The organism is Arthrobacter paludis (assembly GCF_056782315.1).
Map to the genome: position 1 here is coordinate 142,834 of NZ_JBXAEW010000007.1, position 24,430 is coordinate 167,263.

A 24,430-nucleotide genomic window follows, 5' to 3' on the forward strand; every position below is an offset into this window, starting at 1 on the left:
GCGCCGACGCTACGCGCGCTGGGCGGTGTGCCCGCGCCGGAGCGCGGCCTGGGCGACGAGGGCGCCGAAGATCAGCGCCCGGTCCCCCTCGGACCCGTCCCGGTCCTCGGGGTGCCACTGCAGGCCGACGACCCACGTCTTCCCGGTGTGTTCCGTGCCCTCGACGACGCCGTCGTCGGCCCGCGCGGTGACGCGCAGCCCCTCGCCGACCCGGGCGACGGCCTGGTGGTGGCCGGAGCGGACCGTGACCCGCGTGCGCCCGTACGCCGCCGCGACCTTGGAGTCCGCCTCGAGCGTCACCGCTTCGTCGGTGAACAGCGGCTCTCCCGGCCCGCCCTTGTGCCCGTCGGCGGGCTGCAGGTCGGGGATCAGCGTCCCGCCCAGCGCCACGTTGAGCAGCTGGGACCCCCGGCAGACCGCGAGGACGGGCTGGTCCACCTCGAGGGAGCGCCCGAGCAGGCCGAGGCAGTAGTCGTCGGCCGCCCGGTCCATCCCGTACTCGTTGGGCACGGGTCCCGTGTGCCCGTAGAGCCGGGCGTCGACGTCGCCGCCGCCCAGGAACAACACGCCGTCGGCCGCGGCGACCGCGGGCGCGACGGCCGCGTCGGCGGCCGCGCTGTCCACGGGGAGCACGCGGGCGCCGCGGTCCAGCAGCTCGTCGAACGCGCTGCGCGTGAACGCCTTCATGATCGCGTGGCTCTCCCCGCCCATCCCCGGGAACGTCAGGGACACGACGACGGCGACCAGCGGGCCCCCGGGGTTCGCGTCCTGCCAGCCCTCGCGCAGGACGTCGGCCCACTCCAGCCGGGAGTCGTCGGACCCGCTCACGCGCCCACCCCCTCGGCGACGGGGAGCGCGTGGGCCGACCTGGCCCGCCCGGCGTCGACGACCCACTCGAACAACTGGTGGTCGGTCGGCGACGTCGCGGCCAGGTCCTCGGGGTGCCACTGCACCGCCAGCAGCGGCGAACCGGGCAGCTCCAGGGCCTCCACCACCCCGTCGCCGGCCCGGGCGGTCACCACCAGGCCACGGCCCACGGAGGCGACCGCCTGGTGGTGGTACGACGACGTGGGCACGGCACCGGGCCCGACCACGGTGGCCAGCAACGACCCGGCGTGGATCCGCGCATCGTGGACGGCGTCCTTGTGGGTCACGGCGCCGGGCTCCAGGTGCGGGACGAGCGTGCCGCCGCGCACCACGTTGAGCAGCTGCAACCCCCGGCAGATGGCGAGCACGGGAATCCGCTGCGCGATGGCCTCCTCCAGCAGGGCCGCCTCGTAGCCGTCCTGTCCCGCGTAGTCCGCCGGCCAGTAGTGCCCGTCGGGGGTCCCGCCGTAGCGTGCCGGGTCGACGTCGGCCCCGCCCGGGAAGACGACGGCGTCGAGCCGGGCCAGCTGCTGGGCGGGCGTCTCGGACGACCCCGGGAAGAGGACGACCGGTTCGCCGCCGGCGCGGTCGATGGACCGGAGCACCTCGACCGCGACGGCGACGCCGGCGAAGCGCATGCCGTGCACGCCGGAGGACCACATGCCGGGCACGCCGACGAGCGGCCGCCTCACGCCCGCACCTCCTCCGGCCGGCCCGCCGTCCCGGTCGCGGAGGCCGCCAGGGAGTCCGTGCCCCTGCCGGGCCCGGCCTCCTCGGCGGAGCTCCCGCCGAGCGGGAACGGCAGCGCCGGGATCCACTCGTCCCAGGCGCGCCGCAGGCTGCCGTCAGCGACGACGGCGGCGAGGGCCGCGTCGAGTTCGGCCAGCAGGCCCGGGTTGTCCTTCGCCACGCCCACGCCCCACCGGTTGCCGGTCGGGTGGGTGAACGCGACGTCGAAGTCCGGGTCCCCGCCCAGGGGCACGGTGACGACGTCGTCGTCGACCATCGCGTCCACGTCGCCGCGGCGCAGGGCCGCGATCATGTCCCCGAAGACGTCGTCGCCGGTGAAGGCCACGGTCACCGCCCCGGGGAACGACTCCGCGAGGCGCATGTTGGCGCTGCCCTCGATGGCCGCGACGCGGTAGCCGGCCAGGTCCGCGGCCGAGCGCGCCGGGTCGCCGGCCCGAACCAGGACGGTCTCGTCGAACACGGCGTAGGGGTCCGTGAAGTCCACGATCTCCTGCCGGGAGGGGATGATGCCCTGGCCGCACCAGACCGCGTCGACCCGGTGGTCCCGGACGGCCGGGAGCATGTCGTCCCAGGCCATGACGACCCATTCCAGCCGTCGGCCCATCCGGGCCGCGACGAGCTCCGCGGCGGCCGGCTCGTAGCCGCGGCGCGTCCCGTCCGGCTCCGCCAGCCCGAACAGCGGGGGCGCGTCGGAGTCGATGCAGGCCAGCCTCAGCGCCGCGGTCACGGCGTGGTCTCCCAGTACATCTGGCGGTCCCAGTCGGTGATCGCGCCGCAGAACCGGGCCCATTCGTCCTGCTTGAGCTGCGTGTAGATGGACACGAGGTCCTCGGGCAGCTGGCGCGTGAGGTGGGTGTCGGCGACGAAGGACGTGATGGCGTCGCCGAGGGTCATCGGCAGCTGCGGGCCGGCCGGCAGCGTGTCGTCGCCGCAGTCCGGCGCGGCGGGCTCGAGCCGGCGCTCCAGGCCGTCCTGCATCGCCGCGAGCAGCAGCGTGTGCGACAGGTACGGGTTCACGGAGGCGTCCGGCACCCGGTACTCCATGCGTCCGTTGGCGGAGATCCGGATGAGGCAGCCGCGGGAGTCCAGGCCCCAGTTCACGGTGGCCGGGGCGAACTGGCCCGGGTCCCAGAACCGCTTGTAGGAGTTCACGGTCGAGGCCATGACGGCCATCGAGCCGGCGGCGTGCTCCAGCATGCCCCCGATGGCGTGGCGGGCGGTCTCGGACACGTGCAGCTCGACGCGGCCAGCGTCCTCCGTGACGTTGGTGTCGCCGGACCAGAGGCTGAGGTTGTGGTGGCAGCCGTTGCCCATCTGCCCGTTGTAGGGCTTGGGCATGAACGACGCGGTGACGCCGAGCTCGCGGCCCACCTGCCGGCAGATCTGGCGGTAGGTCAGGAGGCGGTCGGCGGTGTTCTCGACGCGGTCGTACATCCAGTTCAGCTCGAGCTGGCCGTCGTCCTCGTAGTCGCCCTCGATCATGTCCAGGCCCATGGCCTTCGCGTAGGAGACGACCTTCTGGTAGATCGGGCGCATCTTCTCGAGGTTCTCCACCTGGTAGGCGGGGCTCGAGCCCGGCTTCTTGACGACCTCGAGGCCGGGTCCCTCCCAGGTCATCTCCGGCTCGGTGCCGGAACGGACCTCGAAGCCGGTGCGCGCCGTGAACGCCTCGTGGGTGCGCCGCAGCAGGGCCCGGGTGTCGATGGCGAGCGGGCGGCCGCCGACCTCCGGCAGGTGGGGCGGCTCGTAGGCCGTGCAGAAGACGCGGGCGACCGTGGTGTCCCACGGCAGGACGGTGAAGGTCTCCGGCTCGGGAAGGCCCCAGAACTCCTTGGCCTCGATGCCGCCGCCGATGAGGTTCCCATAGCGGTCGGTCTGCAGGTCGGACAGGGCGGTGCGGTGGAACGCGATGCCCTTCTCCAGGTTCCGGCGGAAGTGCTCGGCCGGGACCATCTTCGCCACCATCCGGGCCCCGATGGTCGGCAGGGCGTAGTAGATGTACTGGACGCCCGCGGCCTCGATGCGGCGGCCGAGCTCGCGGACGGTGTCGGGGGCCAGGTTGCGCTCCCGGTGGGCCGCGAAGGCGGTGTTGTCGAGCATCGCGTCGGTGGCGGCGCTGCGCACGGCTTGCGTGGTCATGGTCGTACCTTTCGGTTCGGTGTTCACGAGTGGGCCAGGACCGGCTCGGGGCGGGTCCCGGTGGCGAGGGCGTCGACGACGTCCTGCCGGAGCTTGAGGTGCTTCTGGGCGGGCAGCCCCGCGGTCACGGCGCCGACCAGGCGTCCGGCGCGCAGGTACGCCAGCGCGGTTCCCGCCGCGGGATCGGACGGGTCGCCCTCGAGGACGCGGACCCCGTCGGCGATGGACGGGTGCCCGACTCCCTGGATGCGGATCCCGAAGACGTCGCTCCAGAAGGAGGGCAGCGGGGCCTCCGCCGGGGCCACGGACCCGCCCGCCAGCCCGGCGATCAGCGCCGGTGCGGCGATCTTTGCGGTGTCGGTCGGCGTGGACCAGTGCTCGACCCGGCGCGGGGCGAGCCCGAGCCCGGCGTCCGGGAAGCGGGCGACGTCCCCGACCGCGACGACGCCGGTCAGCGGCGCACCGTCCGTGCCCAGGACGCGGAGGTTCGCGTCGCACGGCACGCCCCCGGACAGGTCCAGGCCGTTGCCGTCCAGCCATTCGGTGTTGCAGTGCGAGCCGACGGCCTCCACGACCACGTCGGCGTCGAGGCGGGCGCCGTCGTCGAGCGCCACCCCGGTGCACACGGCGTCGCCGAGGAAGGCGGCGACGCGCCGGCCCGGCAGGGTCCGCACGCCGCGCCCGGCCAGCAGGCGGCGCACGCCGCCCGACAGCTCCCGCCCGACCGAGCGCTCCATGGGTCCGGTCGCGCCCTCGACGAGACTCACGCCGCAGCCGAGTCCGACGGCGGTCGACGCGACCTCGCAGCCGATGAAGCCGGAGCCGACGACGACCACGCGGGCGCCGGGAACCAGGGCCGCGTGGAGCGCGACGGCGTCCTCGACGGTGCGGACGACGTGCCGTCCGGCCAGCGGGCCGGGGGCCGGGACGCGTGCGGGCCGCAGGCCGGTGGCCGCGACCAGCCCGTCGTAGCCCAGGACCCCGCCATCGGACAGCTGCACGGTCCGCGCCGCGAGGTCGGCGGCCACAACGGCGGTGCCCAGGCGCCACTCGAGGTCGGTCGCGCTGCGCCGCGGCCGGAAGGCCAGCGCGGCGGCCGCCTCGTCCACGGTCCCTGGCCCGGCCAGACGCTCCTTGGACAGGGGCGGCCGGTTGTACGGGGCGTGCGGCTCGTCCCCGACCAGGGTCACGCGGCCCTCCCAGCCGGCGGCGCGCAGCTGTTCGGCGGCGCGCAGCCCGGCCATGGAGGCGCCGGCGATGACGATGTGGCCCATGGCTAGTCCTTGAGGAAGATGGCCTGCAGCGGGCACACGTCGATGGCCTCCTCGACGTCGTCCATCAGCGCGTCGTCGAACGTCTCCACGTACTCGAGGATGCCGTCGTCGTTGATGCGGAAGACGTCGGGGGCGGAGATGGCGCATTGCCCGTGGTTGTCGCACAGCGCGCGGTCGACGGTGATCTGTCCCATGGTGGTGCTCCTTGCGTGGTGGTGCCGTGGTCGTGGTGGCGCTAGCGCGCCGTGAAGGCGATGGGGAGGCGGATCGGGCCGGTGTTGCCGGAGTCCGGCAGCCACTCGTCGCCGCCGGCCAGCCGCAGGTCCTTGAGCCGGCGCGCCAGCAGGGGCAGCGCCTCGCTCATGTCGGCCCGGGCGACGAAGTGGCCCAGGCAGTGGTGGACGCCGCCGCCGAACCCGTAGTGGGGGGCGTGGTCGGCCGTGAGGTCGATCTCCGGGTTGGGGAAGGCCCGCGGGTCGGTGCCCGAGGTCTGCGTGAACAGGTGCACGGTCGTGCCGGCGGCGATGTGCACGCCCTGGTACTCGAAGTCCTCGACGGCTTCGCGGGTCACCCAGGTGACCGTCGGGTTGGTCCGCATGACCTCCTCGACCGCCTTCTGCCCCAGCTCCGGGCGCTCGGCGAGCAGGTCCCACTGCGCGGGATTGCGCAGGAACGACTGGATGGCCAGTCCGAGCTGGTTCCGGGTCGTATCCATGCCGCCGAAGATCAGCAGGACGAGCGCGTTGCGCAGCTCCTCGTCGCTGAGCCGGTCGCCGTCCCGGCTGGCCAGCACGAGCCGGCTCACGAAGTCGTCCCCCGGGTTGGCCTGGCGGTCGCGGATCAGGTCCTCGGCGTAGGCGTAGAGCTCCCCGACGGCGGCGTCGACCTTGTCGAGGTCCCGCTTGAACGTGACCCCGAGGGCGAGCCCCACCGTGGAGGCGAGCCGGGCGATCTTCGGCCACTCGGACTCGTCGATGCCGAGCAGGATCGTCAGCACGCGCGTCGCGTACGGCTCCGCGAACTCCGAGATGAACTCGCATTCCCCGCGGTCGATGAAGCCGTCCACCAGCTCATGGGCCAGGTCCTGGAACCGCGGGACGAGGCCCTTGATGAGCTTCGGCGAGAACGCCGGGTTGAGCAGGCGGCGGATCCGGTGGTGGTCCTCGCCCTCGAGGACCAGGAGGTTCTTGATCCACCAGTCGTGGAACAGCCCGGAGGTCACCCCGTTGTGGGCCGGCCACTTGGCGCTGCCCTGCCGGAGCTTGGGGTTCTTGAGCAGCTTGGAGACCTCGTCGTACCGCAGCACGGCGATGCCGTAGTTGGTGCGGGCGTACCAGCTGCGCTCGCGGGCCTCGCGGACCTGCTCGGTCTGCATGCCGAACGCGGGGTCGGAGACGTCCAGGTACGGCACGTCGTGGGCGGTGTGGGTGTCGACGCTCATGGTCGTGGTCCTTTCGTGGGTCGGGGCGGCGGGTCAGGCCGCGGGAACGGCGTCCGCGTGGGGCGCGTTGCCCTTGAGGTGGGGCTTGGCGACGGCCAGGTAGGCGAGCCCTGCCGCGACAACGACGACGGTGGAGATCAGGACGATCCAGTTGGCGAACCAGCCGGCCTCGGGGGTGCGGGGCCAGGCCATGTTGACCATTCCGAGGACGCCCCAGACGAGGGCGAGGACGTTCACCGGGAGGCCCCAGCCGCCCAGGCTGAACTTGCCGGCGGGCCGCCAGCCCTTGAGCCGCGCCCGGAGGGCTGCCAGCACGACCATCTGGAAGCCGAGGTACATGCCCATGGCGGCGAAGGAGATGATCGCGACCAGTGCGTCCTCGGAGATCTTGGAGCCTACGACGACGACTGCCGGGAAGAGGGCGGCCACGAGCAGGGAGTAGGGCGGCACGTGGCGCGACTCGCTGAAGCGGGACAGCAGGCCGCTGGCCGGGAGGATGCCGTCGCGCGCCATGGAGTAGGAGAGGCGGCTGGCGGCGGCCTGGAGGCTCAGGACGCAGGAGACGAAGGAGACGAGGACGACGGCGAGGACGACCTTGTGCCCGACCGGGCCGAACGCGGAGGCGAGCACCTCGTTGAGCGGATCGGCGCTCTGGCCGGAGATCACGGCGCCGAAGTTGGGCACGGCCAGGATCAGGGACAGGCAGATGAACATCGCGGCGGCGCCGCCGATGTAGATGGTCATGCGCATGGCCTTGGGGATGCGCAGGCCCGGGTTGGGGACCTCCTCGGCGACGTCGCCGCAGGCCTCGAAGCCGTAGTACTGGTAGATGCCGATCAGGCCGGCCGCGGCGAAGGCGATGAAGTAGTCGCTGCCCTCGCCGGCGCCGAACGCGTCGAACAGGACGCCCAGGTCGTGGTGGCGGTGGAACAGGAGCAGCCAGACACCGACGGCGAGCGCCCCGCCGAGCTCCGCGAGCAGGCCGATCATGGCGACGCGGCTGAGGACCTTGGTCCCCATGAGGTTCAGGACCGTCGCGAGCACGATGACGGCCAGGGCGGCGCCGATCGTGGAGTCGACGCTGCCCTCGATGCCGAGGAAGGCCGCGAGGTAGGGGCCCGCGCCGTAGGCGACGGAGGCGATCGTGGTGAGCAGCGCGGCCAGGTACACCCAGCCGTTCATCCAGCCCCACTTGCGTCCCCAGAGGCGGCGCGACCAGGGATAGACGCCGCCGGCCACCGGGTAGTTGGAGACGATCTCGCCGAAGACGGAGGCCACGAGCCACTGCCCGAACCCGACGATCACGAGCGACCAGAACATCGGCGGGCCGGCCGTGCCGAGGGCGACGGCGAACAGGCTGTAGATCCCGACGACGGGCGACAGGTAGGTGAAGCCAAGCGAGACGTTGCCCCAGAAGGTCATCTCGCGCTTGAACTGGGGGTCGTACTCGTAGCCGAGCGACGCCAGGTGCGCGGCGTCGTCGTCCTGCGCGGTGGCGCCCGGCGGGGTGGCCTGCATCGGATCAGCGGACACGGTATCTCCTCGGTACGGCGGTCAGGTGGGTGCTCCGGAAGGGCGGAACAGGGAGTGATGCACGTTACATCGGGATGTGACAGAGAAAACCATAAACGTAGATGTTTTACGAACGCAATACTGTGACGCAGCTTTCTTTCCGGCGCTTGCATGCCGCTTCGGGTGTCATCAAGCCGGTAGGGGATGCGGGCTTTACATTTGCTCGTGTAGGTATTTAGTCTGTGGTGCGGATCACCCGCCGTGGGGCCCGCAGCGCTCCCCCGCGGCGCCACTCCCCTGGGCGCACGCCTGAGCACCCGCCCCCGACGCCCCGGAACCGGCCCCTTCGAGAGGAACCCCATGTCCCAGCCCACGCTCACCGAGGTCGCACGCGGCCACTACCGCGTCGTCAACCCCGCCACCGGAGAGGTCCTCAGGACCGTGCCCCCGGCGACCGATGCGGAGGCGGAGGCAGCCGTCGCGGCGGCCGACGCGGCGTTCGAGCCCTGGCGGGGTCTGGGGATGGCGGCGCGCGCGGACGTGGTCCGCCGGGCCGCGGACCTCTTCGACGAGCGGGCGGAGGAACTCGGCCGGATCATCACGGCCGAGATGGGCAAGCCCCTGCCGGAGGCCATCGGCGAGGCCCGCTTCAGCGCGGACATCCTGCGCTACTACGCGGACCACGGCGCGGAGCTTGCCGCGGACCGCCCCCTGCCGACGCCCGCGGGCACCGCCGTCGTCCAAACCCTGCCGGTCGGGGCGCTGCTCGGCGTGATGCCGTGGAACTACCCGTACTACCAGGTGGCCCGCTTCGCGGCGCCGAACCTGGTGCTGGGCAACACGATCGTGCTCAAGCACGCCCTGAACTGCCCGGATTCCGCCGCCGCGATCCAGCGGATCATGGACGACGCCGGGGTTCCCGCCGGCGTCTACACCACGGTCTACGCGACCCACGCCCAGATCGGGGCGATCGTCGCCGACGAGCGCATCCGGGGCGTGTCCCTCACCGGCTCGGAGCGCGCCGGCGCCATCGTGGCGGAGCAGGCGGGCCGGCACCTGAAGAAGGTCGCCCTGGAACTGGGCGGTTCCGACCCCTACGTCGTCCTGGACGCGGACGACGTGCCGGCGGCCGCCGCGGCGGCGTGGCGGACCCGGATGGGCAACACCGGGCAGGCGTGCAACTCCAACAAGCGCATCATCGTCGCCGACGCCATCCACGACGAGTTCGTCGCCGAGCTGGCGGCCCTGGCCCGCGGCCTGGTTCCGGGCGACCCCGCCGTCGCCGCCCCGGGGACGTTCGCGCCGATGTCCACCCGTGCCGGCGCCGAGGAGATCGCGGAGCAGGTGCGCGACGCCGTCGAGCGCGGTGCCACGCTGCACGCCGGCGGGGAACTCGCCGAGGGCCCCGGCGCCTACTTCTCCCCCGCCGTGCTCACCGGCGTCACGCCGGACATGCGCGCCTACTCGGAGGAGCTGTTCGGGCCGGTCGCCGTCGTCTACCGCGCCGCCGACGCCGAGGCCGCGCTGGCCCTGGCCAACGACACGGCCTTCGGCCTGGGCGGTGCCGTGTTCAGCGCCGATCCGGACGCGGCCCGGTCCGTGGCCGAGCGCCTCGACGTCGGGATGTCGAACGTCAACGCCTCCATGGCGCCGGGCGCGGACATGCCGTTCGGCGGCACGAAGCGCTCCGGCTTCGGCCGCGAGCTCGGACCGTTCGGCATGGACGAGTTCGCCAACAAGCGGCTGCTCTACGTGGCCGGCTGAGCGGCCGGCCACGGCCGCGGCGCCCCCGCTACACCGTCCGGCGCAGCGGCACCTCCCTGATGAACAGCACGCACACCAACGCGACGAACGCGGCGGCCGCGGAGAGCAGGAACACCGCGGCCGTCGCCTCCCCGTAGGCGCCGGCGATGACGTCCCGGACGGGCTCGGGCAGACGGGACAGGTCGGCGCCGCTGGTGGCTGCCGCGCCGCCCCCGTCCGGGCCGAGCAGGTGCAGGGCGCCCAGCCCGTCCGAGGTCAGGGCGACGACCCGGTTGGACAGGACCGATCCGAGGACCGCCACGCCGGCCGCGCCCCCGACGGCGCGGAAGAACGCGACCGAGGAGGACGCTGACCCGATGTCGGTGACCTTGACGGTGTTCTGCACCGCCAGGACCAGGTTCTGCAGCATCATCCCCATGCCCAGGCCGTTGCCGAGCATCGCCAGGGCGAGGATCCAATAGGGCGTGTCGGAGTGCATGGTCCCGAGGACGCCGAGCCCGGCCGTGTTGATGGCGGCGCCGGCCACGAGGTACCGCTTCCAGCGGCCGAAGCGGCTGATCAGCTGCCCGGAGACGACGGAGCCGATGAGGTTTCCGGCGATCATCGGCAGCGTGAGCACGCCGGCCAGGCTCGGGCTCACGCCGACGGAGAGCTGGAAGTACTGGCCCAGGAACGCGGCGGCGCCGAACATGCCCACGCCGATCGCCACGGACGCCAGGATCGCCAGGGACGTCGTGCGCTGGGCGATGATCTTCAGCGGGATCACCGGCTCGGGCACGCGCCCCTCGATCCACAGCAGGACGGCGATGAGCACCGCGGACCCGCCGACCATGGCCGCGGTCTGCCACGACGCCCACCCGAAGTATCCGTCCTTGCCCACGAACGAGGACCAGATGAGCAGCGTGGACACGGAGACCGTCACGAGCGCCGCGCCGGCCCAGTCGATGTAGACCTTCCGGGGCCGGTGCTTCAGGTGCAGCGTCTTGTGGATCAGCCACATGGACGCCAGGGCCACCGGGATCCCGATCCAGAACGTCCACCGCCAGCCCAGCGGGGTGTCCACAATGAGCCCGCCGAGCAGCGGCCCGCCCGCGGTCGCCGTCGCCATGACCCCGCCGAAGTAGCCGGAGTACCGGCCGCGTTCGCGCGGCGGGATCACGCTGCCGATGACGGCCATGCCCAGCGCGGTGAGGCCGCCCATGCCGAGGCCGGTCAGGACGCGGGCGGCGAGCAGCATGGGGATGTTCAGCGCGAAGCCGGCCAGCAGGGACCCGGTGATGAAGATGAGGATGCTGACCTGGGTCAGGGCCTTCTTGTCGAACAAGTCGGCCAGCTTGCCCCAGATCGGCGTGGTCGCCGCGTTCGCCAGCAGCGTCGCCGTGATGGTCCACGCGAAGTCGGTCTGGGTGCCGCCCAGGTCCGCCATGATCGTCGGCAGGGCGATGGTGACGATCGTGACCGAGAGCATGGCCGCGAAGAAGCTGGCCAGCACGCCGACGATGGCCCGCAGGACCTCGCGCGTGGACATCGCCGGCACGTCCGCCGGGCGCCCCTCCGCGCGCGGCGACGGGGCGACGGCGTGCGGCTCCACGGAGACGGCCGGCAACTCGGAGGTGGGCACGTGGACGGTCGCGTCCTCGACGTCCCGGCGCGTGCCGTGGGGGCCGACGGCGGCGTCCTCCACAGCGGGCCGCCGCGGCGGACCGGCGTTCACGGCCGCACCGCCGCGGGCTCGGCCCCGAGGGCGCCGAACAGGGCCGCGTTCAGCCTGTCCAGGACGTCCGCCGCGTGGGCGACGGCGTCGTCGTCCACGTCCGCCAGCATCTCCCCCAGCAGCCGCGCGCGCCGGCCCTCCTCGCGCTCGAGCGCGTCGCGTCCCGCGTCGGTCAGCCGCACGAGCTGGGCCCGGGCGTCCGTGGGGTCGGGCCCGCGCCGCAGCAGCCCGCCGGCCTCGAGGTCGGAGATCTGGCGGCTCAGGACGGCCGGCCCGACGCCCAGCCAGCGCGCGATGTCGGTGGCCCGCGTGGGCTCGTTGCGCTGCACGAAGGCGAGGACGGCCAGCGACGCGGTGCCCAGGTCGGCGTCCGTCAGCCCCTTCTGCGCGGCGCAGCGGACGGCGCGCTGGAAGCGGTGGATCTGCCCGAGCAGGTCCAGGACGGTGGCATCGGCGGCGGGCATGCGGCGGCTCCTCGTGGTCGGCGGCGCCGGTCATGGTCGTCGGCGCGGGCGACGCCCGGGCGCGTGGTGGTCCCGGGCGTGGTGGCGGAAGGCGGTGCGCCCGGATGGTTGACCGAGGCGACTATTGCCTGCAGCAACAGTAAGCCCGGCGCGGGGGGCTGGCAAGGGTGCCCTTGCCCACACCGGCCGCGGCCCGCCCGCCGCTAGGGTGGAACCGTGACCGACACCCCGCCGCCCCCCGCCCCCGGTTCCGTCCCGCTGCGCCGCGAGTCCGTCCGCCTGCGCACGCTCGCCGAGGAGGCGGCCGCCGCCGTCGCCCCCTCCCTCCGCACCGCGTTCCGCTCCGGAGTCGCCGCCCAGAACAAGCGCAACCACCACGACCTCGTCACCGAACACGACCGCGCCACCGAGGCCGCGCTCGAGCGGCACCTGTTCGCCGGCGAGCCGGACAGCCGGATCCTCGGCGAGGAGGGCGGGCACCGCGGCACCGGCCGGGTGGAGTGGATCGTCGACCCCATCGACGGGACCAGCAACTTCGCCCACGGCGTCGCGTTCTTCTGCGTCTCGATCGCGGCGGCGGTCGACGGCGAGGTCGTCGCCGGGGTCATCCACGACCCGGTCGCGGACCTGCTGTTCTCCGCCGACCTGGACGGCGCGTACCTGGGCGGCGAGCCGCTCCGCCCGCCGGCGGCGGCCGGGGACGAGCGGCACCTGTCCGTCATGACGGACTACCCGTCCGGCGAGGCCATCGCGCTGGACGGGCCGGCCGCGGTCGCCGGCTTCGGCGACCTCGTCACCACGTACGCCACGGTGCGCCGCACCGTCTCCGGCGCGCTCGGGCTGGCCCACGTCGCCGCGGGCTGGACGGACGTCGCCTTCGGCCTGGACACGAACCCGTGGGACGTGGCCGCCGGGGCGCTGATCGTCCGGCAGGCCGGCGGCAGCTACCTGCCCTACCGGTACGACGACGACGCGCGCCCCGCCCACGAGGCCCCCTGCTACGCGGCGCTCGGCCCGGGCGTCGAGGCGCCCACCGCCGTCGGGCTCCTCGAGCGCACGGTGGCCGCGCGCCGCGCCGTCGGACACCGCAAGCGCCGGTAGCCGGCCGCCGGGGGCCGCTCCCCTTGACCCGCCCCCGGCCCCGCCCTAGGTTCGGCGCCATGACCGTCATGCTGCGGGCCATCGAAACGGCCGTCCCTCCCACCGTGTTGCACCAGGAGCAGGTCAGGGACGTGTTCGCCGCCCAACCGGGGCTCACCCGGCTCGGCCAGCGGCTGGTCTCCACGTCGTTCGACTCGGCAGCGATCGCCACCCGGTACAGCGCCATCGCCGAGCTGACCCTCGACCCGGACGCCCCGCAGGGCGTCTTCTACGACCGCGCCGGCAACCGTCTCCTCTCCCCCAGCACGAAGGTGCGCAACGCCCACTTCGCCGAGCAGGCGCCGCCGCTCTTCACGGAGGCCGCGAAGAAGGCCCTCGACGCCGTCCCCGGCATCGGGCCGGACGACGTCACGCACGTCGTCACCGTCTCCTGCACCGGCTTCTACAACCCCGGCCCCGACTACCAGCTGGTCCGCGCGCTCGGGCTGCACCCGCAGACGCACCGCTACCACCTCGGCTTCATGGGCTGCTACGCGGCCTTCCCCGGCCTGCGCGCCGCCTACGACTTCTGCCGGGCGGATCCCGGCGCCGTCGTCCTCGTCGTCTGCACCGAGCTGTGCACGCTGCACGTGCGCACCTCGAACGACCCGGACACGATCATGGGTTCGGCGATCTTCGCCGACGGCTCGGCCGCCGCCGTCGTCACCGCCCGCGACCTGCCCGCCGCCGGCCCCGCGTTCTCCCTCGACGCGTTCGCGACCACGCTCACGCCCGTCGGCGAGGACGCGATGGCCTGGAACATCGGCGACGAGGGCTTCGAGATGGTGCTCGGCACGTACGTCCCGCACATCATCGACGACCACATCACCGGCGCGCTCGAGCCGCTGCTGGCCGGCGACGCCGAACTCGCCGGCGCGGACCCCGCGGGCATCGCGCACTGGGGCATCCACCCCGGCGGGCGCGCCATCCTCGACCGGGTCCAGAAGCGGCTCGGCCTCTCCGACGGCCAGCTCGGCCCGGCCCGGCGCGTCCTGCGCGACTACGGCAACATGTCCAGCGCCACCGTGCTGTTCGTGCTGCGGGACATCCTCGCCGACGGCGAGGCGGGGCGGGTCTGCTCCATGGCGTTCGGGCCCGGCCTGACCGTGGAGACGTCCCTGATGACCCTCCTCCCCGGGGAGTAGGCGTGGGCCGCTTCGAGCGGAGGGAGCCCGGCGCCGTCGAGCTCATGGACTCCCCCGACGCCGACCCGCGCCGGCTCGAGCGCACCTACGCCCGCTTCCCCGTGGTCAACCGCGCCCTCGCCGGCTGGGAGACGCTGTGGCGGGGGTGGCTGAAGCCGGCGCTCGAGGAGCGGACGACGGCGGCGCCGGATCCGGCCGGGCCCGCCGCACCGGTGGCGCCGCGCACGCTGCTGGACGTCGGCTGCGGCGGCGGGGACGTGACGCGGTGGCTCGTCCGGCGGGCGGCGCGGGACGGGATCGAGCTGCGCGCCACGGGCATCGACCCGAACCCGCGGGCCCACGACTACGCGGTGCGGGCCGCCGCCCGGGACCGCTCGACGGCCGGGCGGGTGTCCTTCGAGGCCGCGCACAGCGCCGACCTGGTGCGCGCCGGCCGGCGGTTCGACGCGGTGGTCTCCAACCACATGCTCCACCACCTCACGGACGCTGAACTGGCGGGCCTGCTGGCGGATTCGGAGACCCTGGCCACGCGGATCGCCGTGCACAACGACCTGCGCCGCTCCGCCCTGGCGTGGTGGCTGTTCTCCGCCGCGGCCGTCCCGCTGGCCCCGGGCTCGTTCATCCGGCACGACGGGCTCGCGTCCCTGCGCCGCAGCTACACGCAGGCCGAGCTGGCCCGCGCGGTCCCCGGACGGTGGGAGACGGGAGCGGGCACGCCGTTCCACGTCGTCGCCGTGCACCGGCCGTGACGGGACCGGAGGCCCGGGCGGCGGGGACACCGGTCCCCCGGACGGCGGCGGAGACCGTCCCCCAGACGACGGCGGAGGCCGTCCCCCGGGCGGCCGCGCCCGCCCCGCCGGCGGAGACCGGCGTCGCCATCGCCGGGGCGGGGCCGGCCGGCCTGGCGCTCGCGGTGCTGCTCGCGGCCCGGGGCGTGCCGGTCGCCGTGCTCGAGGCGCGGGAGGGACCGGTCGCCGGCTCGCGCGCGATCGGCCTGCATCCGCCCGCCCTGGCCGTCCTCGCGGAGGCCGGCGTGGCGGAGGAGGCCGTCGCCGAGGGCGTGCCCATCCGCGACGGCCTGGCCCTGGCCCACGGACGCCCGCTGGCCCGGCTCGACTTCTCCGTGCTCGGCGGCCCCCACCCGTTCGTGCTGGCCCTGCCGCAGGAACGCACGCTGGCCCTGCTCCGCGAACGGCTCGCCGCGCTCGCCCCCGGGGCCCTCCACTGGGGCGTCCCGGTGGAGCGCGTCGGTCGCGGCTCCGGGGGCGGCGCCGTCGTCCACTACCGGCGCGGCGGGCAACCGGGGATCGTCCGCGCGCGCCACGTCGTGGCGGCCGACGGCGCCCGCTCGCCCCTGCGCACCGCGGCGGGGCTCGACCCGCCGGCGCGCACCTACCCGGACCGCTATCTGATGGGCGACTTCCCCGACACCACCGCGCACGGGGCGACGGCGGCCCTGTACCTGCATCCCGAAGGGATCGTCGAGTCGTTCCCGCTGCCCGGCGGGCGCCGCCGGTGGGTCGTGCGGCTGGGGGACGACGGGCCGGAGGACCGCGCGCGCCTCGTGGCCGAAGTGCTCCACCGGACCGGCCACGGGCTCGACGCGGCCTGCCCCGGCATGACCAGCCGGTTCGGCACCCGGCGCCGGCTGGCCACGTCGGCGATGGCGGGGCCGCTGGTCCTCGCCGGCGACGCTGCGCACGAGATCAGCCCGATCGGCGGACAGGGCATGACGCTCGGGCTCGCGGACGCGGCCGAGTTGGCCCCGCTGCTGGCGGCGGCGGTGGCCGGCACGGACCCCGGCGCCGCGGGGTGGGCCGGCTACTCCGCGCGGCGGCTGGCCGCGGCACGCACCGCGGCGTGGCAGGCCGAGGTGAACATGGCGCTGGGGCGGCCGCTTCCGGCGCCGGCCTTCGCGGCGCGGGCCGCCGCCCTCGGAGCGCTCGTGCGCCGGCCGGGCGCGGCGGGCTGGGTGGCGCGCCGGTTCGCGATGCTGGCGTAGCGCGGGCCCGCTACTGGGCGAACTGCTCCGCCGTCGCGCAGTCGACCGTGGCGAACTGGCCGGTCGACGTGTCCGTCGAGACGACCCGGCCGGACGCGTCGAGGATCGTGCACTTCAGGCTCCCCGTGGCCCCCTCGGCGTTCGTGGCGGAGAGGAACCCCAGCACGCGGTTCGCCTCCACGCCCAGCTCGAACCGGCCCGTGGTCGTCTCCTCCCCGAGGTTCATGAGGTCCGACGCCGCGTAGGTCACGGTGTAGGGGCCCTCGCCCTCGACGACGTACGTGTAGCCCTCCGTCTCTCCGGTCGCGTCCCCGATGGCGTTGAAGAGGGTGGCGATGACGATCGCGTACACGATCGCGACGACCAGGGCGGCGGCGCCGGTCGCGACGCCCGCGATCGCGAAACCGCGGCGGGGGCGCCGCTTCGCCAGCGCCACGAGACCCAGCACGATCGCGGCGGGCCCCAGCAGGAACGCGGAGTAGCTGATGAAGGGGACCAGGGACAGCGCGACGGCGACGATTCCGATCACCAGCGCGGTGATGGTCAGCGCAGAGGCCTTCTGGGGCGGTGGCCCCCACGCGGGATAGGGCTGGCCCGGCCCGCCGTGTTGCCCCGGCTGGCCGTAGTGGCCCGGGTGACCGTAGTGCCCCGGTTGGCCATAGTGCCCCGGCCCGCCGTGTTCGCCCGGCTGGCCGTATGGCCCCGGCTGGCCGTATCCGGGTGGCCCAGGAGTTCCCCACCCCTGGCGGGACGGCTGGTTCCATCCCTGTCCGGACCTGTTCTCCTCGGTCACGCATCCCCCACGTTCCCCGGCGCGCGCCCGCCGGCCTTGCCTCTGGCCACGACTTGTGCCGAATCCATCCTATGGCCCCTATCCCTCACGGTGTGGGAGGTCTACCGTTGGTCCATGGGACACGCCATACGCCATCACCGGGGCCGGGCCAGAGCCACGGCCCGACACCACCACGAGGGCATGGAGTACATCGTCGCGGGCCTCTGCGTCGTCCTGCTCTTCGCGGTGTTCGCCTTCCTGCTGGGAATCCAGTCCGGCACGGTCGTCACGCCAATGCTCATCGGCGTGGTGTTCGGCCTCATCTTCGTGGGCTTCGGCCTGCGGTACTGGATCCAGCACTAGGCGCGCGCTCACCAGCGGCGGCCGCGGGCGGCCGCCGCCCCACATCGTGCCTCGACACGCGCGGAGCCTACGCCGTCGGGCGCGCCACAGCCTTCCGGTAGGTGGGGTAGGAGCTGAAGTCCGCCGCACCCGGAGGGCCCCAGACCACGACCAGACGCAGGTCGCCCGGCCCCGGGTTGACGACGCCGTGGTCGACGCCGGGTGGGCACAACACGGAATCGCCGGGTCCCAGCTCATGGCGGCGCCCATCGACGCTCATGCGCGCAGTACCGGAGACCACAAGGTAGAACTCCTCCAGGCCGGGCTCGCTGTGGGCGTGTGCGCCCTCGCTGGCGCCCGGTTCGAGGACCCAAGTCTGGACTGCCACGGGCAGGCTCATCTCACGGGCGAAGTGGTATTGCACGGTCGTGCGTCCGGCGCCCCCGTGCAACGCGTGGTCGAAGGCGCCGTCGCCGGCTCGCTCGTGGGCCCAGGCCAGAGGTCTGTCCGGCTCCGTCACCGCACCGCGCCCAGGCGCAGCGAGATCCGCTCGGCCGCGTGCCGGCACGCGCCGGCGAGGGCCGGGACCTCGTCTTCCGAGACGCGGTAGAACGGCGCGGCCGCGAGGACCGTGGCAACGACCTCCCCGCGGTGGTCGAAGACGGGCGCGGCGATCCCGACCTCGTCGCTGGACGTCTCGCCGTGGTTGACGGCGTGGCCGTCGCGACGGACGCCGGCCAGTCGTTGGAGGTACGCCTCCGCGTCCACCGGGGGGTCGAACCGGATGCGCCCGGCGTCGAGCAGGTGGCGCACGCGCGCCGGGTCCAGGTGCGCCAGGAAGACCTGAACGCTGGCGCTCAGGCCGGTCGTGTACCGGCTGCCGAGCGCGGACGTGTGCTTGACCTGGCGCCGGCTGGGGATCTGCTCGACCGTCACGGCGGCGGCGCCGTCCCAGATGTTCAGCGCCGCGGTCTCCCCCGTCCGGTCCGCCAGGGCCTGCAGGTCCTCCATCGCGACGCGGCGGACGTCGAGGTTGGCCAGGAGCGGCCCGGAGACCGCGATCAGTCCAAGCCCCAGCCGGTACTTGCGGGACAGTTCGTCCCGCTCGACCATGTGCTCCTGCTCCAGGGTGGCCAGGATGCGGGAGACGCTGGACTTGTGCAGGCCGACCTGCGCCGCGATGTCGGTGACGCCCTGCAGGGGCTCGTCGACGGTGAAGCAGCGCAGGACCTCGACGACGTTGACGATCACGGATGCGCCGCGGGTCCCGTTGCCGCTCTCCGTGTGTTCGGTCGTGGCCATGTGCTTCCTTCCGCCGGGGCACGGACGGGGCGGCAGCGCCGCCCCGTCCGCTCGCCGTGGACCCTGGGGTCCTAGGCGTCGATGATGTTGTTCTCCGGGCCGAACCCGAACTTGGTGATGTTCTCCGCGCCATCCTCGCCGACGACGAGGATGTCGTGCTCGCGGTAGCCGCCGGCGCCCGGCTGGCCGTCCGCGACGGTGATCATCGGCTCCATCGAGACGACCATGCCCGGCTCGAGCACGGTGTCGATGTCCTCGCGCAGCTCCAGGCCCGCCTCGCGGCCATAGTAGTGCGAGAGGACGCCGAAGGAGTGGCCGTAGCCGAACGTGCGGTTCGGGAGCAGGCCGTAGCCGACGTAGATCTCGTTGAGCTCGGCGGCGATGTCCTTGCAGACGGCGCCGGGCTTGATGAGCTCCAGGCCGCGGCGGTGGACCTCGACGTTGATGTTCCACAGGCGCAGGCTCTCCTCGTCCGGCTGGCCGAGGAACAGGGTGCGCTCCAGGGCGGTGTAGTAGCCGGAGGTCATCGGGAAGCAGTTCAGGGACAGGATGTCGCCGCGCTGCAGCTTGCGGGTCGTGGCCCAGTTGTGGGCGCCGTCGGTGTTGATGCCGGACTGGAACCAGACCCAGGTGTCGCGGACCTCGCGGTGCGGGAAGGTCTTGGCGATCTCGTGGACCATGGCCTCGGTGCCGATGAGGGCGACCTCGTACTCGGAGATGCCCTCGCGGATCGCGGCCTTGATGGCCTCGCCGCCCAGGTCGCCGATGCGGGCGCCGTGCTTGATGACCTCGATCTCCTCGGCGGACTTGATCATGCGCTGGCGCATGGCGTCCTGGGAGACGTCGAGCAGCTCCGCTCCTTCGAACGCGGCCTGGATGCGCTGGCGCACCATCAGCGGCAGGGCGTCGTCCTCGACGCCGAGGCGGCGGGCCTTGACGCCGCGCTGGCGCAGGGCCTCCTGCAGGCCGAAGAAGAAGTTGTCGCGCTTCCAGTCGGTGTAGACGATGTTCTCGCCGTAGCTGGTGCGCCACGGCATGCCGGCGTCGATGTTCGCGGTCACTGTGACCGAGTCGTCGGCGGTGACGACCAGGGCGTAGTTGCGGCCGAACGTCGTGTACAGGAAGTCCGAGTAGTACTTGATGCCGTGGTAGCTGGTCAGGATGACCGCGTCGAGGTCCTTGGCGGCCATGATCTGGCGCAGGCCGTTCAGGCGGCGCTCGAACTCCGCGTCGGAGAACGTCAGCTGCTGCTTCTCGCCGTTGTGGAGGACCTTCAGGCGCTCCAGCTCGGAGACGGAGTTGGCGTTCGGTGCGATGGTCATGTGGTGTTCCTTTCGTGCGGCGCCGAGGCGCTGGGTTGGTGTGTGTCGGGTGGTCTATTCGTGCCGCAGGGCGCTGCGGCTGGTCTCCGCGGACAGTGCCACGGCGACGAGTGAGACGGCGGCGGCGGCCATGAGGTACCAGCCGGGGGCCAGGTTGCTGCCCGTGGTGGCGATGAGCCAGGTGGCCACGAGCGGCGCCGTGCCGCCGAAGATTGCGTTGGCGAGGTTGAAGCTCACGGCGAAGCCGGAGTAGCGGACCCGCGTCGGGAACATCTCGGCCAGGAAGCTGGGGAGGGTGCCGTCGTTGAGCGTGAGCATGGCGCCGAGCAGGGTCTGGACGAGGACGACGACGGCGAAGCTCCCGGTCCCGAGCGCCAGGAAGGCCGGGACGGTCAGGACGATGAACGCGACCGACGCGCTGATCAGCACCCGCTTGCGGCCGAAGCGGTCCGACAGCATGCCCGTGGCGAAGATGAAGCCGATGTAGGTCAGCAGCGCCACCGTGGTCGCCAGGAACGAGGCGGTCTCCTCGAGCCCGATCTCCTGCGAGAGGTAGGTGGGCATGTAGCTGAGGATCGCGTAGAAGCCGACGGCGTTGAGCAGGACGGCGCCGGCCGCCTGCAGCAGCTTCCGCCAGTGGTTGCGGAACAGGGCGCCGACGGGGGCCTTGGCGGCCTCGTCCTCCTGCTCGAGCTCACGGAAGGCGGGGGTGTCCTCGAGCTTCGTCCGGATGTAGCGGCCGATGAGGCCCATCGGCGCGGCGAGCAGGAACGGCAGGCGCCAGCCCCAGTCGGACATCTGCTGGGGGTCGAGGTTGGCGGAGAGCAGGGCCGCGATCAGCGAGCCGAGCAGCAGGCCGGTGGCGGTGCTGGCCGGGACGACGGCGGCGTAGAGGCCGCGGCGGTTCGCGGGGGCGTACTCGACCAGGAAGGCGGACGCGCCGGCGTACTCCCCCGAGGCGGAGAAGCCCTGGACCACGCGCAGGGCCAGCAGGGTCAGCGGCGCCCAGATGCCGATCGCCGCGTAGGACGGGATCAGCGCGATGCAGAACGTGGCCAGGGACATCAGCAGGATCGACCAGGACAGGGCCGTGCGGCGGCCGACGCGGTCGCCGAGGTGGCCCCAGACGAAGCCCCCGAGCGGGCGGACGAGGAACGAGATCGCGAAGAGCCCGAACGTGAGCATCAGGCCCGTCTGCGGATCGGACTCGGGGAAGAACACGGCCGTGATGGTGACGGCGAGGTAGCCGTAGACGGCGTAGTCGAACCACTCGACGAAGTTGCCGATGAAGCTCGCGGCGATGACGCGGCGGCGGGTCGTGGCGTCGACGGGGGCGGCCGGGCCGGGAGCTGGCGCGGCTGCCACAGCGGGTGCGGCCAGGGGGGTCTGGCCGTTCTCGCGCTGGGTCATGATGCCTCCGGGGGTTAGGTGGTGTTGCATTTGCTGCAACCCTGTTGCGTTGAGTATTTCGTGTGACGTATGGCACGTCAAGGGGGTATCCGCGGAAATTTTCCGGGCGGACGCAAACAGGGAGGGGGACCCGTGGGTCCCCCTCCCTGTGCGTCGGGTCGGAGCAGCGCGGAGCTAAGCCAGGGCGGCGTCGCCGGAGGGCACGCCCGGCGCCGCGGCCGGCTCGAGGCCCAGCTCCGCCCGCAGGTCGTCCGCCAGCTCCTGCGCGACTTGCTCGAACAGCAGCCGGCCCTTCTCCGCGTCGGATCCGGTCGGGGCGGAGAGGCAGCCCGTGGCCGGCGTGCGGTCCGGCACCACCGGCAGCCGGTCGAAGCGCGGCAGCTCGGCCGCGGGATGGTCCACGGCGCGGTCCATTCGCACGAGCTCCGGCTCGAGGTGGAGCATCAGGGAGGTCTCGAGGACGCCGCCGTGCTCGATGTCCCACCCGGGGAAGCCGTCCGGGTAGACCCGGGCGAGGGTCTCCTCGGAGACGTAGTCCCAGTAGGACAGCAGCAGCACCGCTTGCCGGTCCCCCGGCCGGATGCCGAGGTCGCGCAGCGCCAGATCCACGCCCTCGTAGAGGAACTGGTAGTTCTCGTAGTGCCCGTTCAGGAGGACGACATTGCGCACGCCCTGCTCGAGGAAGGCGGAGACGATCCCGCGGACGAGGCCGGACAGCGTCGCGCCGTCGAGGCTGACCGTGCCGGGGAGGTGGTTCCCTCCCCCGGATTTCTGCTGGGACTTGTAGCCGTAGGCGATGGGCTGCGCCACGCGTCCGCCGGTGCGCTCGGCGACGGCTTCGGCGATGCGCGCGGACAGGATCGCGTCGGTCCCGAGCGGCAGGTGCGGTCCGTGCTGCTCGAAGGCGCCGACCGGGACCAGGACGGTCGAGGCCGGGCCGGCGGCCCATTCGCGGTACGTGTGGGCGTCGGTGTGGGCCAGCCTGACCGCGGCGGGTTCCTGGGGTGTCATGGGCGTTCGTTCCTTCGTGGTGCGGTGGCGGCGGCACGCGGTGCGCGCCGCCGCCGGTGTGGAAAGGATGCTAGTGGGCCGGCTCGTCCGGCCGCGGGGCGGGAGCGACGGGGACGCCGGACTCGTCGACCAGGTCGTCCTCGGGCCGGTGGTTCGGGTCGTTCACTTCCTTCTCCAGGCGGCGGGTCTCCTTGTCGCGGCAGCGCAGGCGGCGGATGAGGTTGGCGATCATGAGCAGGATGACGAAGGAGAACGGGAAGGCGCCGATGATCGTGCCGGTCTGGACGGTGTCGACCACGGCGGTGCCGCCGATCGAGAGCAGGACCAGGGAGACGGTCGCGATGCTGGCGACCAGGATCACGCGGAACCAGGGACCGGACTTCTTGGGCGCCGAGACGAACTCGGCCAGCGCGTACGTTCCCGAGTCGAGGCTCGTGACGTAGTACGTCGCGACGAGGATCGTGGCGACCACGATCAGCGCCCCGCCGACGACGGGGACCATGCCCAGCATCGAGAACAGGCCGCTGGAGGTGTCCTCGGCGACGTCCGCGGAGATGGAGCCGCCGTTCGCGTCGTCGTAGTAGAGCCCGGCGGAGCCGATGATGCCGATCCAGACCATGACGATGAGGGACGGGATGATGGTCACGCCGAGCACGAACTCACGGATCGTGCGGCCGCGGGAGATCCGCGCGATGAAGCCGGCAACGAACGGCGAGAACGCGATGACCCAGCACCAGATGAAGACGGTCCACCAGCCGCTCCAGCTGTCCTGCCAGGACGCGAGGGGGGCGGCGGAGGTCTCGGCCTCGGCCCAGAGGCTCATCGGGATGAAGTGGTAGAAGAACGAGCCGAACGTCTGCGACACGTTCGAGAGGATGTAGACGGCAGGGCCGAAGACGAACACGCCAACCACGAGGACGATGCTCAGGACCGAGTTCGCCTCGCTGATGCGCTTCATGCCCTTGTTGACGCCCATGAAGGCGGAGAGGGCGGTCAGCGCGCCCAGGCCGAGGATCACGGCCATCCAGACGCCGGGGCTGGCCGCCAGCCCCGTGAACGAGGACAGGCCGGAGGTGAACTGCAGGGCGGCGAAACCGAACGAGGTGGCCAGGCCCAGCACGGTGGCGATGATCGCCAGGAGTTCAACGACGACGCCGGCCGGGCGCTGGGCCCGCTTCGGGAGGATGTCGACCGTGGCCTCGCGGAAGGTCAGGGTCTTGCCGAGGTTGTGGTGCGAGTAGGCCAGGCAGATGGCCACGACGCAGTACATCGCCCAGGCGGTGAGACCCCAGTGGAAGTAGCTCCAGACCATGCCCGCCTCGCCCGGGTTCGGGCCGGCGGGGATCAGCGGGGCCGCTTCGCGCAGCAGGATCGGCTCGGCCAGGGACCAGAAGATGAGGCCGATGCCCTGGCCGCACGCGAAGAGCATGGAGTACCAGGCGAACTTGCTGTGCTCGGGCTTGGCCTTGGGGCCGCCGAGGCGGACGCCGCCCACCTTGCTGAAGCACAGCCACGTGCAGACGGCGACGGCGACCACCGAGTAGAGCACGAAGAACCACGTGAAGCCGGACGTCACGAACGTCCGAAGCCGGTTGATCAGGCCGGATGCGCCGTCGGGGTCCACCATGACGGCGATGACGACGCCGAGGATCAGCAGCGGCGGCAGGGCCATGATGATGCCCCGGTCCAGCGGCGGGATCACGCGCCCGCGGAAACGCGGGAGTTCGACGGTGCGGGGCTTGCGGCGGCGCAGGCCGGCCTCCTCTGCGATCTCGGCGGCGACCGTCGCGGGGTCCCCTGCGGGGGTGCCCGGCGCGCGGCGGGGCTCGGCTGTTTCGGGCGTCTGGGGGTCGCCGACGTTGGCGGCCTTTTCCTGTTCGTGAATGGACATTGGCGTCCCTCCGGGATTCCGGCGGCTAGGGGCCGGGGCGGGTTGTGTGGGTGGGGCGGACGACGTGTCGGCCTGCCAGTTGCATTCAAGGCAACTCGGTTGCAACGAGAATACAGTGGCACAACTCACAGTCAAGCGTCTGCCGCCATTTTCCCATCGCCGCCCGCC

The 24,430-nt window shown here is 72.9% G+C and carries 23 protein-coding genes; 6 read left to right on the top strand and 17 right to left on the bottom strand.

What is annotated here, in order from left to right; translation table 11 throughout:
- Positions 1-9: 9 nt before the first annotated feature.
- From AC1Q5D_RS07855 to AC1Q5D_RS07890, 8 genes are read right to left on the bottom strand one after another with little or no spacing between them, the layout of a single operon-like run.
- Positions 10-828 carry a gamma-glutamyl-gamma-aminobutyrate hydrolase family protein gene (locus tag AC1Q5D_RS07855; protein WP_481738024.1) on the bottom strand — a complete coding sequence of 273 codons (819 nt, stop codon included), beginning with the start codon at positions 826-828 and terminating at the stop codon, positions 10-12.
- Positions 825-1,559: a gamma-glutamyl-gamma-aminobutyrate hydrolase family protein gene (locus AC1Q5D_RS07860; RefSeq protein WP_481738025.1), complete on the bottom strand. Its 735-nt coding sequence runs from the start codon at positions 1,557-1,559 to the stop codon at positions 825-827. Before AC1Q5D_RS07860 ends, AC1Q5D_RS07855 begins: the two co-directional genes overlap by 4 nt.
- Positions 1,556-2,344, bottom strand: a complete 789-nt coding sequence (locus AC1Q5D_RS07865; RefSeq protein ID WP_481738026.1) for an ABC transporter substrate-binding protein — start codon at positions 2,342-2,344, stop codon at positions 1,556-1,558. The genes AC1Q5D_RS07860 and AC1Q5D_RS07865 overlap by 4 nt, the downstream gene beginning before the upstream one ends.
- The gene (locus AC1Q5D_RS07870) at positions 2,341-3,756 is read right to left on the bottom strand and encodes a glutamine synthetase family protein (protein ID WP_481738027.1); all 1,416 of its coding nucleotides are present in this window, start codon (positions 3,754-3,756) and stop codon (positions 2,341-2,343) included. The genes AC1Q5D_RS07865 and AC1Q5D_RS07870 overlap by 4 nt, the downstream gene beginning before the upstream one ends.
- 23 nt (positions 3,757-3,779) lie before the next feature.
- A complete protein-coding gene (locus AC1Q5D_RS07875; protein ID WP_481738028.1) occupies positions 3,780-5,030 on the bottom strand; it encodes an NAD(P)/FAD-dependent oxidoreductase in 1,251 nt (416 codons plus the stop codon).
- A 2-nt stretch (positions 5,031-5,032) separates the two neighbouring features.
- Positions 5,033-5,224, bottom strand: coding sequence for a ferredoxin (locus AC1Q5D_RS07880; protein WP_481738029.1), 192 nt, complete (start codon positions 5,222-5,224; stop codon positions 5,033-5,035).
- A gap of 41 nt (positions 5,225-5,265) precedes the next feature.
- Positions 5,266-6,471, bottom strand: coding sequence for a cytochrome P450 (locus AC1Q5D_RS07885; RefSeq protein ID WP_481738030.1), 1,206 nt, complete (start codon positions 6,469-6,471; stop codon positions 5,266-5,268).
- Between the two features lie 33 nt (positions 6,472-6,504).
- Positions 6,505-7,989 (bottom strand): APC family permease, encoded by a 1,485-nt coding sequence (locus AC1Q5D_RS07890; protein WP_481738067.1) that lies wholly within the window; start codon positions 7,987-7,989, stop codon positions 6,505-6,507.
- A 354-nt stretch (positions 7,990-8,343) separates the two neighbouring features.
- Here AC1Q5D_RS07890 and AC1Q5D_RS07895 point away from each other — a divergent pair, with 354 nt between their 5' ends.
- Positions 8,344-9,747: an aldehyde dehydrogenase family protein gene (locus AC1Q5D_RS07895; RefSeq protein WP_481738031.1), complete on the top strand. Its 1,404-nt coding sequence runs from the start codon at positions 8,344-8,346 to the stop codon at positions 9,745-9,747.
- A 28-nt stretch (positions 9,748-9,775) separates the two neighbouring features.
- Here AC1Q5D_RS07895 and AC1Q5D_RS07900 read toward each other — a convergent pair whose 3' ends face one another.
- Together AC1Q5D_RS07900 and AC1Q5D_RS07905 are read right to left on the bottom strand one after the other, a co-directional pair.
- Positions 9,776-11,461, bottom strand: a complete 1,686-nt coding sequence (locus AC1Q5D_RS07900; protein WP_481738032.1) for an MFS transporter — start codon at positions 11,459-11,461, stop codon at positions 9,776-9,778.
- Positions 11,458-11,925, bottom strand: coding sequence for a MarR family winged helix-turn-helix transcriptional regulator (locus AC1Q5D_RS07905; protein WP_481738033.1), 468 nt, complete (start codon positions 11,923-11,925; stop codon positions 11,458-11,460). The genes AC1Q5D_RS07900 and AC1Q5D_RS07905 overlap by 4 nt, the downstream gene beginning before the upstream one ends.
- A gap of 216 nt (positions 11,926-12,141) precedes the next feature.
- On the opposite strand from AC1Q5D_RS07905, the gene AC1Q5D_RS07910 reads away from it, so the two are divergent.
- Genes AC1Q5D_RS07910 through AC1Q5D_RS07925 form a run of 4 tightly spaced genes read left to right on the top strand, consistent with a single transcriptional unit; the run spans position 12,142 to position 16,212 of the window.
- Positions 12,142-13,026, top strand: a complete 885-nt coding sequence (locus tag AC1Q5D_RS07910; protein WP_481738034.1) for an inositol monophosphatase family protein — start codon at positions 12,142-12,144, stop codon at positions 13,024-13,026.
- 59 nt (positions 13,027-13,085) lie between these two features.
- Positions 13,086-14,210: a type III polyketide synthase gene (locus AC1Q5D_RS07915; RefSeq protein WP_481738035.1), complete on the top strand. Its 1,125-nt coding sequence runs from the start codon at positions 13,086-13,088 to the stop codon at positions 14,208-14,210.
- Positions 14,211-14,212: 2 nt separating this feature from the next.
- Positions 14,213-14,959, top strand: coding sequence for a methyltransferase domain-containing protein (locus tag AC1Q5D_RS07920; protein WP_481738036.1), 747 nt, complete (start codon positions 14,213-14,215; stop codon positions 14,957-14,959).
- Positions 14,956-16,212, top strand: coding sequence for an FAD-dependent monooxygenase (locus tag AC1Q5D_RS07925; protein ID WP_481738037.1), 1,257 nt, complete (start codon positions 14,956-14,958; stop codon positions 16,210-16,212). Before AC1Q5D_RS07920 ends, AC1Q5D_RS07925 begins: the two co-directional genes overlap by 4 nt.
- Positions 16,213-16,222: 10 nt before the next feature.
- Here AC1Q5D_RS07925 and AC1Q5D_RS07930 read toward each other — a convergent pair whose 3' ends face one another.
- Complete coding sequence (locus tag AC1Q5D_RS07930; protein WP_481738038.1) at positions 16,223-16,741, bottom strand: hypothetical protein; 519 nt, start codon at positions 16,739-16,741, stop codon at positions 16,223-16,225.
- Positions 16,742-17,185: 444 nt separating this feature from the next.
- Here AC1Q5D_RS07930 and AC1Q5D_RS07935 point away from each other — a divergent pair, with 444 nt between their 5' ends.
- Entirely contained in the window at positions 17,186-17,347 is a 162-nt protein-coding gene (locus AC1Q5D_RS07935; RefSeq protein ID WP_481738039.1) for a hypothetical protein, read from the top strand.
- Between the two features lie 67 nt (positions 17,348-17,414).
- Here AC1Q5D_RS07935 and AC1Q5D_RS07940 read toward each other — a convergent pair whose 3' ends face one another.
- The 6 genes from AC1Q5D_RS07940 to AC1Q5D_RS07965 all read right to left on the bottom strand — a co-directional run bounded on the left by AC1Q5D_RS07940 (position 17,415) and on the right by AC1Q5D_RS07965 (position 24,262).
- A complete protein-coding gene (locus AC1Q5D_RS07940; protein ID WP_481738040.1) occupies positions 17,415-17,714 on the bottom strand; it encodes a cupin domain-containing protein in 300 nt (99 codons plus the stop codon).
- Positions 17,715-17,842: 128 nt separating this feature from the next.
- Positions 17,843-18,628, bottom strand: coding sequence for an IclR family transcriptional regulator (locus AC1Q5D_RS07945; protein WP_481738041.1), 786 nt, complete (start codon positions 18,626-18,628; stop codon positions 17,843-17,845).
- A gap of 71 nt (positions 18,629-18,699) precedes the next feature.
- The gene (locus AC1Q5D_RS07950; RefSeq protein WP_481738042.1) at positions 18,700-19,950 is read right to left on the bottom strand and encodes a M24 family metallopeptidase; all 1,251 of its coding nucleotides are present in this window, start codon (positions 19,948-19,950) and stop codon (positions 18,700-18,702) included.
- A gap of 54 nt (positions 19,951-20,004) precedes the next feature.
- On the bottom strand, positions 20,005-21,360 hold the full coding sequence (locus tag AC1Q5D_RS07955) for an MFS transporter (RefSeq protein ID WP_481738043.1): 1,356 nt from the start codon (positions 21,358-21,360) through the stop codon (positions 20,005-20,007).
- A 174-nt stretch (positions 21,361-21,534) separates the two neighbouring features.
- Complete coding sequence (locus tag AC1Q5D_RS07960; RefSeq protein ID WP_481738044.1) at positions 21,535-22,371, bottom strand: creatininase; 837 nt, start codon at positions 22,369-22,371, stop codon at positions 21,535-21,537.
- A 70-nt stretch (positions 22,372-22,441) separates the two neighbouring features.
- Positions 22,442-24,262 carry a BCCT family transporter gene (locus AC1Q5D_RS07965; RefSeq protein ID WP_481738045.1) on the bottom strand — a complete coding sequence of 607 codons (1,821 nt, stop codon included), beginning with the start codon at positions 24,260-24,262 and terminating at the stop codon, positions 22,442-22,444.
- Positions 24,263-24,430 lie beyond the last annotated feature (168 nt).

What these genes read in the sequence shown, in the direction of transcription:
- AC1Q5D_RS07905 (WP_481738033.1), bottom strand. Translation starts at nt 11,925, where the DNA reads ATGCCCGCCGCCGATGCCACCGTCCTGGACCTGCTCGGGCAGATCCAC.
- AC1Q5D_RS07895 (WP_481738031.1), top strand. Translation starts at nt 8,344, where the DNA reads ATGTCCCAGCCCACGCTCACCGAGGTCGCACGCGGCCACTACCGCGTC.
- AC1Q5D_RS07880 (WP_481738029.1), bottom strand. Translation starts at nt 5,224, where the DNA reads ATGGGACAGATCACCGTCGACCGCGCGCTGTGCGACAACCACGGGCAA.
- AC1Q5D_RS07870 (WP_481738027.1), bottom strand. Translation starts at nt 3,756, where the DNA reads ATGACCACGCAAGCCGTGCGCAGCGCCGCCACCGACGCGATGCTCGAC.
- AC1Q5D_RS07945 (WP_481738041.1), bottom strand. Translation starts at nt 18,628, where the DNA reads ATGGCCACGACCGAACACACGGAGAGCGGCAACGGGACCCGCGGCGCA.
- AC1Q5D_RS07960 (WP_481738044.1), bottom strand. Translation starts at nt 22,371, where the DNA reads ATGACACCCCAGGAACCCGCCGCGGTCAGGCTGGCCCACACCGACGCC.
- AC1Q5D_RS07915 (WP_481738035.1), top strand. Translation starts at nt 13,086, where the DNA reads ATGACCGTCATGCTGCGGGCCATCGAAACGGCCGTCCCTCCCACCGTG.
- AC1Q5D_RS07890 (WP_481738067.1), bottom strand. Translation starts at nt 7,989, where the DNA reads ATGCAGGCCACCCCGCCGGGCGCCACCGCGCAGGACGACGACGCCGCG.
- AC1Q5D_RS07875 (WP_481738028.1), bottom strand. Translation starts at nt 5,030, where the DNA reads ATGGGCCACATCGTCATCGCCGGCGCCTCCATGGCCGGGCTGCGCGCC.
- AC1Q5D_RS07935 (WP_481738039.1), top strand. Translation starts at nt 17,186, where the DNA reads ATGGAGTACATCGTCGCGGGCCTCTGCGTCGTCCTGCTCTTCGCGGTG.
- AC1Q5D_RS07965 (WP_481738045.1), bottom strand. Translation starts at nt 24,262, where the DNA reads ATGTCCATTCACGAACAGGAAAAGGCCGCCAACGTCGGCGACCCCCAG.
- AC1Q5D_RS07885 (WP_481738030.1), bottom strand. Translation starts at nt 6,471, where the DNA reads ATGAGCGTCGACACCCACACCGCCCACGACGTGCCGTACCTGGACGTC.
- AC1Q5D_RS07950 (WP_481738042.1), bottom strand. Translation starts at nt 19,950, where the DNA reads ATGACCATCGCACCGAACGCCAACTCCGTCTCCGAGCTGGAGCGCCTG.
- AC1Q5D_RS07955 (WP_481738043.1), bottom strand. Translation starts at nt 21,360, where the DNA reads ATGACCCAGCGCGAGAACGGCCAGACCCCCCTGGCCGCACCCGCTGTG.